Annotated in this window: 10 protein-coding genes; 1 reads left to right on the top strand and 9 read right to left on the bottom strand. The window is 59.2% G+C overall.

The window, feature by feature from the left end; genetic code table 11:
• Positions 1-18 precede the first annotated feature (18 nt).
• The 5 genes from BTE54_RS10685 to BTE54_RS10665 form a co-directional block, all read right to left on the bottom strand.
• A complete protein-coding gene (locus BTE54_RS10685; RefSeq protein WP_078052405.1) occupies positions 19-1,224 on the bottom strand; it encodes an MFS transporter in 1,206 nt (401 codons plus the stop codon).
• 62 nt (positions 1,225-1,286) lie between these two features.
• On the bottom strand, positions 1,287-2,720 hold the full coding sequence (locus tag BTE54_RS10680; RefSeq protein ID WP_078052404.1) for a M81 family metallopeptidase: 1,434 nt from the start codon (positions 2,718-2,720) through the stop codon (positions 1,287-1,289).
• Between the two features lie 13 nt (positions 2,721-2,733).
• Positions 2,734-4,653 carry a beta-N-acetylhexosaminidase gene (locus BTE54_RS10675; RefSeq protein WP_078052403.1) on the bottom strand — a complete coding sequence of 640 codons (1,920 nt, stop codon included), beginning with the start codon at positions 4,651-4,653 and terminating at the stop codon, positions 2,734-2,736.
• Positions 4,654-4,697: 44 nt separating this feature from the next.
• Positions 4,698-5,480 (bottom strand): SDR family oxidoreductase, encoded by a 783-nt coding sequence (locus BTE54_RS10670; protein WP_078052402.1) that lies wholly within the window; start codon positions 5,478-5,480, stop codon positions 4,698-4,700.
• Between the two features lie 82 nt (positions 5,481-5,562).
• Positions 5,563-6,426: a MurR/RpiR family transcriptional regulator gene (locus BTE54_RS10665; protein ID WP_065656977.1), complete on the bottom strand. Its 864-nt coding sequence runs from the start codon at positions 6,424-6,426 to the stop codon at positions 5,563-5,565.
• A 244-nt stretch (positions 6,427-6,670) separates the two neighbouring features.
• Between BTE54_RS10665 and BTE54_RS10660 the strand changes: the two genes are divergently transcribed.
• Positions 6,671-7,156: a hypothetical protein gene (locus BTE54_RS10660; protein WP_003521277.1), complete on the top strand. Its 486-nt coding sequence runs from the start codon at positions 6,671-6,673 to the stop codon at positions 7,154-7,156.
• Between the two features lie 149 nt (positions 7,157-7,305).
• On the opposite strand, the gene ugpC is transcribed toward BTE54_RS10660, so the two are convergent.
• From ugpC to BTE54_RS10640, 4 genes are all read right to left on the bottom strand, one after another.
• The gene (ugpC, locus tag BTE54_RS10655; protein WP_078052401.1) at positions 7,306-8,418 is read right to left on the bottom strand and encodes a sn-glycerol-3-phosphate ABC transporter ATP-binding protein UgpC; all 1,113 of its coding nucleotides are present in this window, start codon (positions 8,416-8,418) and stop codon (positions 7,306-7,308) included.
• Between the two features lie 188 nt (positions 8,419-8,606).
• The gene (locus BTE54_RS10650) at positions 8,607-9,839 is read right to left on the bottom strand and encodes an ABC transporter substrate-binding protein (protein ID WP_078052400.1); all 1,233 of its coding nucleotides are present in this window, start codon (positions 9,837-9,839) and stop codon (positions 8,607-8,609) included.
• A 38-nt stretch (positions 9,840-9,877) separates the two neighbouring features.
• The gene (locus BTE54_RS10645; RefSeq protein ID WP_078052399.1) at positions 9,878-10,735 is read right to left on the bottom strand and encodes a carbohydrate ABC transporter permease; all 858 of its coding nucleotides are present in this window, start codon (positions 10,733-10,735) and stop codon (positions 9,878-9,880) included.
• A complete protein-coding gene (locus BTE54_RS10640) occupies positions 10,732-11,616 on the bottom strand; it encodes a sugar ABC transporter permease (protein WP_078052398.1) in 885 nt (294 codons plus the stop codon). The genes BTE54_RS10645 and BTE54_RS10640 overlap by 4 nt, the downstream gene beginning before the upstream one ends.
• Position 11,617 lies beyond the last annotated feature (1 nt).

Raw genomic sequence — 11,617 nt, 5'->3', positions numbered from 1 at the left:
CTTTCATTTGAGTGGCCGTTACCTGCGGCGGCCCTTTCCATCAAGCGCGTAAAGCATATAAACGCCGCCGAGCCCCACGATCGCCCCCAATATGGAAGTTCCCGAATAGCCGGAGACCAGGGTACCAACGGCAAAAATCAGCGCACCGAGACCAGCGCCGAGGAAGATGTTGACGGCGATCAGCGAGCTTCCGAGTCCCGGCCGGTCTGCGATCAGTTCCTGCAGATAGGTAATTGGAATGCTGATGATCGCGGCGGCGCCCAGCGCACTGATGACCGTCTGGGCGTAGATATGCCACGGCGCTGAAGCAAGCCCCTGCAAAATGAGATAGATGGCGTAAAGCCCCGCTCCCGCCGCAAGTGTCAGTGTCTGTGGAACCTTCTTCTCGATCCAGCCCCACAGGAGAATGAAGACGATTTCCAGCGCAGCGACGATACCCGCAACAATGCCGATATCCGCCACCGTGCCCCTGGCCTGTCCGGTTATGATGAGCGAGCGCACGGAATCGTTGAGATGCAGCATCGAGCAGATGAGCGCAATGGCGATGATCCGGAGCAGCACCCGCCGTGATCCGATTTCCGCAAGCGAGGCGCGCAGGCCAAACCGCGCTTCAGTATTTGCCGATGCCGGCGTGGCGGCCCGCGGCAGGCAGAAGGCGACGAGTAGAAAGCAGACAAGCGCGCAGATGCCCGAAAACAGGAACGCCATCAGCATATTGCCGGAATTCACCAGAAAAACACCGACAATGCCCGGCACCAGCACCCAGGAAAGCGAGATGGTTGCCCGCATGATCGAATTCACCGCGATCATCTCACCCGTCGAAAGGTTGCGCGCATCGGCGCGCACATGGGCGAAGATCAACGAATTCATCGCTCCGAAAATCGGCAGAAGCACCAGCTTTGCAGCGACGAAGGCGGTGGCGTTGCCGGCCAGATAGACCAGCAGATAACCGCTGACGCCAAAGAGCGCGATATAGAGCATTGGCTTGCGATATTCACCCAGCCTGTCTGCGACAATGCCCATCAAAACGCTGGCGCTGACATTGATGACGGCAGCAAACAGCATCAACAGCGAATAGACGCTGTTGCTCAGTCCTATTTCGCGAATGCCGATGACCGCCTGATAGGGGGCGGTCGCCGCATTCGAGAACCCGAAGAACAGGATGGCGAGCGCCCCGATGCGGATCGACGGATTGTTGATGACGATGGAAAGAGCCGACGGCATGGATATTCGCCTGAGATGATCCGGCACCGCCGGATCGCTGGGTAAAAGCTACCGGACCGCTGTCATCGCCAGCGGGCCGAAAGGATGGGCTGAGGGGTATAATCGAAATGCGGCTTCCATGGGTAAAAATCGCCGTCCCGGCGGCGATTGGGAAGGTTTTCGATATCCTGATTGATGACCCCTTCCGTCAGCGCCATGAGGTTGGGATTGGCGATAGGCGCAAGCTCCGGTGAAAGATAACCGGACTTGACGACCAGCAGCCGCACCTCCTTTGGATTAAAGCCGAGACGGGTGAAATCGGAAATCATGTGATAGGGCCTGCGCCGCGCCGCCAGAATGACCGTGATGCCGCCGATGGCGACTACTGCCTGCCGCTGGTCAGCAGCACCTGGATCGTCCAGTTTCACAAGACGGGCCTCGACGGTCACGGACGGGCTCTGCGGATCGAGACTGCCGCCGATCTTCAGGGAAAGCGCAGCACCTTCGCCGGCCGCAAAACAGGCTTCGACCGCCGGCCTGTCGGTGATGCCGCCCAGCAACGCGCCCTGCCAGTTGCGCGCAATCAGCGCAGCCAGAACATCGGCGCGATCGCCAACCCCACCGCCGGTCGGGTTATCGCCGGAGTCGGCCAAGATGATTGGCAGCGTTGCCGTTTTTTCGGCGATATCCAGAATGGCCTCGAGCGGCTCGGTCACGGGGCCGAAACGAAAATCCTGCCGGGCATTCCAGTAGGATTGCGCGATCTCGGTCGCGACCGCCTGTGCGGCCGCTTTGTCCGTTCCCGTCACCACGGCGCAGGCCGTCGCCCGGGGTTCGTCCGCCCAGACGTAGCCGATCATGAAATTCGCATCCCAAATGCCGGGCCGCGCATCGTGATCCGGCAAAACCGCATAAAGGCTTTTAGTGGGTTCGTCTTCCGTGGAGGTCTTCTCCCCCGGCAGTAGAACCGGAATTTTCGCCCAGGCGACGCCGGGCTTTTCGCCCGTCTTCAGGGCCTTCAGCAGCATTGTCCACGCCCGCACCATCGTCTCGCGCACATCGATATGCGGCGCAGTTCGGTAGCCGGCAAATATGTCGAGCTGATCGATGATCGTCTGGCTGACATTGCCATGCAAGTCATAGCTCGCAGAGACCACGACATCCGGCCCGACGACGGCGCGGGCGCTGGAAATCCAGTCACCTTCCGCATCGTCCATGCCTTCGACATTCATCGCGCCATGCATGGCGAGATAAAGCCCGTCCAGCGGCGGGCAGGCCTTAAGGCGTTCGAGAAACTCCGCCTTGAACGCCTCATAGGCCACGCGCGACACCGGGCCGCCCGGTACCGCCCGCGCATGCAGAAGCGGCAACACGTCCACCCCGCCTTCACCGAGGAAATTGAAATACTCGGCCTCCAGCAGTTCCGCGCCGCGAAAGACGCGAAAATCCTGCTCGCCCATCAGCACCGGGGAATAGGTGCTGCATTCGGTATGAATTCCACCCACGGCAATACGCATGTCGGTTTCCCCCTCAATAGATCGGGCTCAAGGGGACGATGGCCGCAAAACGCAGCCAGTCCTTTTGCGCCTTTGGCGTCCACGCCGCCTCGGCAATCGCCGGCAGACGGGGGAAAACCAGATGGTTGAAATAGGCGCGATTGAGGAAATGTTCGGACCAGATGCAGGCCTGAACGCCCTTCATCCGCTCCTTCAACTCCTCGGGAAATTCGCCGACAGCCTCATAGGCATAAGTATGCGAAGGCGGAACGGTGCCGGCCCAGCTTGCGCCCGGCTCCTGCCATGCTTCATCCTGCACCATGTCGAGATAATAGGCCTGACCCGGCGTCATCACCACGTCATAGCCTTGGCGTGCAAGCTCAAGCCCGACTTCCGGCTTCTGCCATGCCATCAGCAACGTTCCGGCAGGATCGACGCCACCACCGTGGGAAACCTCATCCCAGCCCGCAAGCTGGCGACCGCGCTCATGCAGCATCCCCTGAATGCGCTTCATGAAATAGGACTGGATACCGAAGGTGCCGTCGAGCCCTTCCTTTTCCATCAGCGCCTTGGCAAGCGGCGAGGCCAGCCACGACCCATCCGCAACCTCATCGCCGCCAATATGGATCAGCCGCGACGGGAACAGCTCCACCATCTCGTCGAATATCTTGCCGAGGAATTCATAGGTCGGTTCGATGGCCGGGTTAAGCGCATTGTTCGGGTATCCCTGCACAGAGCGGTAGCTGTCCGGCGCTTCCTGCCCGTCCGTCAGCTCCGGATAGGCCACGAGAGCCGCCGTGCTGTGGCCGGGAATATCGACTTCCGGCACGATTTCGACGTTCAATGCCGCCGCATGCGCAACGACCATGCGCACCTCATCCTGTGTGTAATAGCCCGACACCGGCTCAGCCCCGTTACCGAGCTGCGGCAGAAGCGGCGCATCCGGGCCGCGCGTTGCGCCAACGGTGGTCAGCAGCGGATAGGCCTTGATTTCGAGCCGCCATGCCTCGTCATCCGTCAGGTGCCAATGGAAGCGGTTCATGCGCAGCCATGCGAGAATATCGATAAGCCGCAGGACATCGCCTGTCGGATAGAATTGCCGGGAGACATCGAGATGGCAGCCGCGCCAGCTATAACGGGGTGCATCGCTGATGGCGCCGGAGGCCGGGAAGCGGAATTGAGGATCGATGCGCGCGCCATGCAGCAGCTGCGCCAGAACCGTCAGGCCATATTGCAGACCGGCAGCGGCCGAATATTCCACGACCACCGCTTCTTTTGAAAAAGTGAGGCGATAACCTTCCGCTTCCAGCCCGCTGTGCCGCTTGAAGCGAAGCGGTTTTCCCTCATGAACCGGCGCAAGGCTAAAGGGCACGTGCCCGACGGCAAAGAGCCGGCGGAACAGCGAAAGCACGGTTTCCACCGCAAGCACTTCTTCTGCACCCGCATCTTCCGCCGGGAAGAGCGCGACGGGAAAACCGTCGCCCGGTTCGGCGTCGATTTCAGCGGGCCAGGGCTGGATGGAAAAGGGCAGATCGAGCTTGCCTTCCGGAAGCAGCACCGGCGCCGGCTCGCTATGACGCCCATCCAGCATCAGGTCACCGACATCGACGGCGCGATGCGTTCCATCGGCAAGGCTGACATAGGCGGATTTCGCGCCATCCGTGCGATGCCGGGCCGGCCGCAGCAGGCCATCGACGGTGAAGCGCCAGGATTTCCCCGGCTCGAGCACGAAGCCCGGCGGCGGTGCAAACTCATGGAAATTGGCGTTGCGGCGCAGGTAAACGGCATTGTCGCAAGCGGGCTTGTCTACCGTCCGCGTCAACGACGTGTAGACGATGCGAAAATCCTTCAGCGGCTCGCGGGAAAGATTGACCAGGGTAAAGGTAAAACCGCCGGAGGCGGAATCTTTGAGCGGATGCCAGGAATTTTCGAGACGATAATGTGCGAGCGCCATGATGCTCCCCTTTATTGCGCATTGAGCCCTCAGGAGGGCTTCGGTCAGTAATGTTCGGATTGCGAGAAGGTCCGGGCCAGCGGCGCCTGCCCCGCCGTCAGTCCGCAATCGACCGGCAGGCACACGCCGCTGATCGCCTCCGCCTGTGGGCCGGCCAGAAAGGCAACGGCATTGGCCACATCGTCGGGCCTCACGATGCGTTGCAGCGGATACCAGTGCTTCGCCTCTTCGAAGACCTGAGGATTGGCGGCGGCCCGCGCCTCCCACGCCTGGGTGCGCACGGTGCCCGGCGCAACGGCATTGGAACGGATGCCGAATTTGCCATATTCCACGGCGATCAGCTTGGTCAGATGGATCAGCCCGGCCTTTGCGGCGCTATAGGCCGGATGGCCGAACACCGCCATGCCGTTGACGGACGTGATATTGACCACCGACCCCTGGGTCCGCTTCAACGCCTCTTCGAAAGCCCTGAAGCAGAGAAACGGCGCTTCCAGATTGAGGGCATTGTCCCTGCGCCATATATCGGCGGTCGTGTCGTGCAGGCTGACCGCTCTTGCCGCGCCCGCATTGTTGACGAGGGTAACAACATCGCCCAGCTCCGCGACCTCGGCGGCCAGCCTCGCAAGGTCCTGCGGATCGGTGACATCGCAGGTTTTCGCAACGAAGCGGGGACTGGAAAGCAGGGATAGCGCGCTCGAAAGGGCGTCGGGATCGATATCGACCAACACGACCTTTGCATGGCTTTCAGCGAGCGCCGTGGCAATTGCCCGGCCAATATCACCTGCCGCGCCGGTAACGACGGCGAGCTGGTCTTTCCTGTCCTTCATCTCCTACAACTCCCTTGAAGCTTTCCGACCCGCCACAAAGCGGGTCTCAGGCAACGCAGCCTGTGTTTTTCGTCAGCCCGCCTCAGTCACCGAGCAATTGCTTATCATCCGGGTCACGATGTTCCACGAGCTGCTGCTTGATATGACGCAACGTCACCATCGATCGTTGCCGTTGATGATAGGCAGCAAGCGTCGCCAGAACATCGACGGCGGCCAGATAGGCGTAGCGCGATGAGGTGGGGCGGAAGATATTGTTTCCCTCGGGCACATTGACCGCCACCACCATGTCGGCGGCCGCGGCAACAGGCGTGTCGCTCTGGGTGAGCGCAATGGTGGTGACCCCCATTTCCCGCGCCAGCCTGAAACATTTCACCAGTTCCATGTTGCGGCCGGAAAAGGACGAACCGATGATGACATCTTCCTTGCGCGCCGCAGCCGTCATCATCAGCTGCATGCTGTGATCGGCACTGGTCGAAACACGCAGGCCCAGGCGGAACAGCCGGTTCTGGATTTCCGAAGCGATCATCGAGGAATTGCCGCCTGCGCCGAAGGCATAGATCATGCCGCTATTGGCGATCCTGATCGCCGCTTCATCGGCAAGGGCGGGATCGAGCGTCCTGTGCAACAGGAAAAGCGCTTCCTGTGCCTTGGCGAGCACCTCTTCCGCCACATCCGAGGGACCGGTGCTGGAGGGTTCGGAGGTGAGGTATCGAATACCCACATAGGCCGTCTTGGCGAGGCTGACCTTGAAATCCGAAAAGCTCTGGCACCCCAGCCGACGGCAGAACCGCGTCACGGTCGGCGGCGACACTTCGGCGCGGGCCGCCAGCTCGATGATCGAGGCATTGACGGCGAATTCGAAGTCCGAAACCAGAATATCGGCAATCCGCCGCTCCGACTGCGAGAATTGTCCCCTGTCTTCCTGTATTTTTGCGAAAATATCCATGTTCACCGGGTCTCCGTTCCGCCAAAACTTAAGGCTTGGCCCCGTTTCCGATGCACCCTAAGAAAGCGCGCCCGTCAACCGCATAGATCCATGAATCGAGGATGTTTCGTCTTGCTGACGACACCGCGCGCACCTTTGATTTGAAAATTATTTTCTCTGTTGATTGAGAGATGAGCATATGCCAACAATCAACACCAGAGAAATCTCCAAATCTTGAAAATAATTTCAATAATGGACCGAAACCATGCGTGATCCCTTCAAAAACCCCTTTCCCGAAACAGACATCGCCCGCCATTCCATCTGGGAGATGCTGGTAACGCGGGACATCGACGCTTTCCTTGCCGCCGACTGGTCGAAGGTCGCGGACGATTTCGTCGAGGACGGCTTTCTCGGCATCAACGCCAACCGGGATGCGAACCCGGACAATTGGCGCCTGTCGTTCCCTTCGCTCAGCGCCTATCGCGACGAGTGGCTGCGGCAGGCGCAGGATTTTCAAACCCAGCAATTCGCAGATAACCCGCGCGATGCGATCTTTGCGACCACCACGCTGGAAGAAATCGAAGTGGAAGGTGAGACCGCGCTGGTGCGCAAGAAGTTCGACGGTGGGCTTCGCAAGGCCGATGGCAGCTTCGACGTCATGAAATGGCAGACGCTCTATTATTGCCGGCTGCATCAGGGACGCTGGAAGATCAGCGGTTTCACCGGCTACATGCCCAACCCCATGCCGTGATCCAGCGGACATCTGGAAAAGCTTCGCACGCCGGGCCGAAAGCCCGGCGTTGTTTTTTCGTCTGGAAGGGGTGGAAAAATGCCGGAGACGGATCGCGTCAGGAACAGCCGGGCATGGAAAAACAGATAACATGGCCCGGCTCCTGCGCCTTATTGGATCAGCTTGAGGACTGAAAGATCGACGCGCCGCTCGAGCGCAATGCCGCTTTCGTCAAACAGATGGCAATCCGATGCCTTGATACCGGTGACGATGGGCTCGTCCACGACCACAGGTGCGGAGCCGGAAAGCAGCGCGCAATAATTCTCACCCGTCGGCGCGACGCCATAGGCGATGGTATTGACCCCGAGCCGCTCGATCACGCTGGGCGCGACCGTGACATTGAGGTCGGCCGTTTCGAGGCCGGTATGTTCCGGGCGGATGCCGAGCGTCAGCTGCTTGCCTTCAAGACCGGCGCGGGGCTCCACCGGCACGGTGATCGTCTGGCCCTCATATTCCACCGTCACACCCTCGGCGCTGACGGATTTGCACGTGACCTTCAGGAAATTCATTTTCGGGTTGCCGATGAAACCTGCCACGAAGAGGTTAGCCGGCTTGTGATAAAGCTCGAGCGGCGCACCGACCTGGGCGATTTCGCCGGCATTCAACACCACGATACGGTCGGCCATGGTCATGGCTTCCACCTGATCGTGGGTGACATAGATCATCGTCGCCTTCAGCGTCCGGTGAAGATTGGTGAGTTCGATGCGCATATCGGCGCGAAGTGCTGCATCGAGGTTGGAAAGCGGCTCGTCGAACAGGAATATTTTCGGCTCGCGAACGATGGCGCGGCCGATCGCCACGCGCTGGCGCTGACCGCCGGACAACATGCCCGGGCGCTGCTGCAGACGCTGATCGAGCTGGAGAATCTTGGCGACGCCCTCGACCTTCTGCTTGATCTTGTCCCCCTCCATCTTCTCGACGCGCAGCGGAAAAGCGATGTTTTCAAAAACCGTCATGTGCGGGTAGAGCGCATAGGACTGGAAAACCATGGCGATGCCGCGTTTGACCGGCGGCAAGTCATTGACCTTCACGCCGTTAATGACGACGTCGCCAGCGGAAATATCCTCAAGGCCGGCGATCATGCGCAGCAATGTGGATTTGCCGCATCCCGAGGGGCCGACAAAAACGACGAACTCGCCATCCCTGATGTCGAGCTGAACGCCCTTGATGACTTCGAAATGTCCATAGTTCTTGCGGACGTTGTTGAGATAAAGCTGACCCAAGACTTGCCTCTCCCGTCAGCGGCCGACATCTGGCCACGTTCAGAGATGTTCCGAAACAGGGGCAAAGCCACACGGAATCGGAACCGTTGAAAACAGGGGGAAAGAGCATCCCGGAAGACGCAAGGCATTCCCACGGCGAAACTTGCCGGATGCGGACGGCCAGCGCCCGCATCCGTGCTCATGAAAGATTATTTATACTGCTCGAGAGCCGAAGCCGCTTTCTTCGCGGCATCTTCCGGTGTTGCCTTGCCAGTGACGACAGACTGCACCATTTCGATCATCGTGTCCTGGAAGCCCTTGTAGTCCGTGAAGAGCGGCTCGGGACCACCATAGGCGATACCGTCGATCAGCGGCTTCCAGAAGGGATCCTTGGCGATGAATTCATCGACCTTCGGCGACGGACGCAGCGGGGTGAGGCCCGCGCCGCCCTGCAGTTCGTATTCGCCCTGCGGGCCGGGGGAGGTGATGAATTTGGCGAATTCGGTCGCCTTTTCTTCCACGCCGGTTCCCTTGAAGATCGCAAGGCTGTCGGTGATGAGCAGCGTGCCGGGGCCCTTTGCTTCCGGGCCGAGCGGCAGCGTGGCGATGCCCCAGTTGATTTTGGTTTCCTGCAGGCGCGTGGCGGCGCCCGAACCGGCCTGGATCATGCCGACCTTGCCATCGAGGAAGATGGCGCGGATTTCGTTCTGCTCATAGGCCGTCGGGCCTTCGACGGAATAGGGCGTGATGTCCTTATAGGCCTTCAGCGCTGCAACAACCTGCGGGCTGTCGACGGTGATCTTGTCGCCGTCGATCACCTTGCCGTTGTTGGTGTAAACCCAGTGCATGAACTGGTGCATGGTATTGTCGAAGGTCTTGGCCGGCAGGCCGTAACCGGCGATGCCCGTCTTTTCCTTGATCTGCTTGGCAAACGCGATCTCTTCGGCCCAGGTCTTCGGCGGCGTTTCCGGATCGAGACCCGCCTGCTTGAAAAGGTCCTTGTTCCAGTAAAGCGCCTTGGTCGAGAAGGCGACCGGCACGCCCCACTGCGTGTCCTCGAAGGTCACGGTGTCAACGATGTTGGGGTAGTAGCTCTTCTTTTCGTCTTCAGTCATCGGCACCGGAACGATGAGATCGTTCTGCGCGAACTGCTTCAGCGTGCGCGAACCGACATAGGCCATGGCGACCGGGGTGCCGGCGGCAGCGAGCGTTGTAGCCTTGTCCTGGCACTGCTCCCAGCCGACGACCTCAGGCACGACCTTGAAGCCTGCGTTCTTGCCTTCCCATTCCTTGATGTATTTTTCATGGATGGGATCCATCTTGTCGCCGCAATAGATCCAGCTGATCTCCTTGTCGGCGGCATGCGCCGTCACCGTCGTAAGGGCGGTGGAACCGGCAAATGCGAAAGCGCATAGCGCCAATCCGTAATGTTTCAGTGCCATAGGTAGTCTCCCGTTTTGGTGGTCGTTCCGGTTATTGATTATTTCACCGCGCCTGCGGTTAGCCCGCCGACGAGATATCGTTGCATCAGGAAAATCGCGATCATCGCTGGCGCGATACCGACGAAGCTCGCTGCCATAAGTTCGTTCCAGACGACTTCTTGCCGGCCGAAATAGGCAAACAGGCCCACGGGCAGCGGCATATATTCGGTCTTGGAATTGAACGTCAGCGCGTAGATGAATTGCTGCGCATAGGCCTCGATAAACGATGAGATTGCGACGACCGCTATGCCGGGCGTTGCTATGGGCAGGACAACCCGACGCAGGGTGTAAAGCCTGCTTGCACCATCGACATAAGCCGCCTCCTCCAGCTCTCGGGGTATGCGGCGCATATAGGTCACGAGGAGCAGGATGCCAGTTGGAATTATAAAAGCGACTCCGGGAATGATCATCGCGAAATAGGTATTCAATACGCCAATGGATCGCATGAGGCGAAACAATGGAATAAGCAGCACGGCTCCCGAGAACATCTTAACAGCAAGAAATATTCCCAATAGCAAACCCGCGCCTTTGAAGTTAAAGCGGGCAAACGCGTATGAAGCGGGTATCACGAGTGCAAGAACGATGAGCGTAATGCTCCCCGCGATGAAAAAGGAGTTGAAAATATAAAGCGCAAAGCCAGGCACGCTGACCCACATCGTCCGGTAGGCCTCGAAGGAGCCGTTCTCGGGCCAAAACTTATAAGGGGACGAAAACAGCAGGCTGAGCGGTTTCAGCGAAACCAGAAAGCCTTCCACAAAGGGCGCCAGCACGAAGGTTAGGAACACGGCGACGCCGCAATAAATCCCGACAACCTCATACCACCTGTAGCGGTTGATCATCGCATTTTTGTCGGTCATCGGCTGGCCTCCTGCGAGATACGGCTGGTGATGCGGAAATAAAAGAAGGTGAAGATCGACAGGAAGATGCAGATCAGCACGGCGCGCGCGGCACCTTCACCATATTTGTAAGCTCCTATCGCCGTCTTGTAGGTATCGATGATCATTGTCGTGGTTTCGCCGTTTGGACCACCACGCGTAAGAATCCAGATGATATCGAAAGAATTGAAGGTCGAAATCAGTGACAGGACCGACATGGTGATCATGGCGGGCAGCATCAGAGGCAGGGTGATACGGCGAAAGCGGTAGGCGCGGCTGGCGCCATCGGTCCACGCCGCCTCGTAGAGGTCCTGCGGAATGGACTGGATGGCGGCCAGCAAATAGAGCGTCACCATCGGCACACCAATCCAGACATCGGTGACGACCGTCGCCCAGAAGGCCGTGTTGCCATAGGCAAGGAACGCAACCGGGCCATCCACCAGGCCGAGGTTCTGGAGCACCCCGGAAATCATGCCGAACTGGCCGTTATACATCCAGCCCCACATGAAGATGCCGATAGCCATCGGCACGATCCATGGCGGCATGGTCAGGATACGGAACAGCGCCCGGCCGGGCACGGCCGAATTCAGCAAGACCGCACCGAATGTGCCGATGATCATCTTTATCGAGACGGAAAAGAACGTCCAGATAAAGGTCCGCGTGATGACATCGGCAAACGTCGCGTTGAAAATCTTCTCGTAGTTGATGAAGCCGACCCAATTCGTCACTTTTTTAAGCGATGCATCGGTGAACGACAGGATAAACGTATCCACGAGCGGGTAGGCAACGATTAGCGTGATATATAAAAGCGCCGGCAGAAGAAGAAACCAGGCGAAGACGACTGCACTACGTTTTGCATCCATT

It is taken from the genome of Agrobacterium sp. YIC 4121, assembly GCF_002008205.1.
GTDB lineage: Bacteria > Pseudomonadota > Alphaproteobacteria > Rhizobiales > Rhizobiaceae > Agrobacterium > Agrobacterium leguminum.
The sequence above is the reverse complement of the archived record's forward strand: the minus strand, read 5'-3'. Positions and strand labels throughout refer to the sequence as shown.

What these genes read in the sequence shown, in the direction of transcription:
- BTE54_RS10650 (WP_078052400.1), bottom strand. Translation starts at nt 9,839, where the DNA reads ATGGCACTGAAACATTACGGATTGGCGCTATGCGCTTTCGCATTTGCC.
- BTE54_RS10645 (WP_078052399.1), bottom strand. Translation starts at nt 10,735, where the DNA reads ATGACCGACAAAAATGCGATGATCAACCGCTACAGGTGGTATGAGGTT.
- BTE54_RS10640 (WP_078052398.1), bottom strand. Translation starts at nt 11,616, where the DNA reads ATGGATGCAAAACGTAGTGCAGTCGTCTTCGCCTGGTTTCTTCTTCTG.
- BTE54_RS10680 (WP_078052404.1), bottom strand. Translation starts at nt 2,720, where the DNA reads ATGCGTATTGCCGTGGGTGGAATTCATACCGAATGCAGCACCTATTCC.
- BTE54_RS10685 (WP_078052405.1), bottom strand. Translation starts at nt 1,224, where the DNA reads ATGCCGTCGGCTCTTTCCATCGTCATCAACAATCCGTCGATCCGCATC.
- BTE54_RS10665 (WP_065656977.1), bottom strand. Translation starts at nt 6,426, where the DNA reads ATGGATATTTTCGCAAAAATACAGGAAGACAGGGGACAATTCTCGCAG.
- BTE54_RS10670 (WP_078052402.1), bottom strand. Translation starts at nt 5,480, where the DNA reads ATGAAGGACAGGAAAGACCAGCTCGCCGTCGTTACCGGCGCGGCAGGT.
- BTE54_RS10675 (WP_078052403.1), bottom strand. Translation starts at nt 4,653, where the DNA reads ATGGCGCTCGCACATTATCGTCTCGAAAATTCCTGGCATCCGCTCAAA.
- BTE54_RS10660 (WP_003521277.1), top strand. Translation starts at nt 6,671, where the DNA reads ATGCGTGATCCCTTCAAAAACCCCTTTCCCGAAACAGACATCGCCCGC.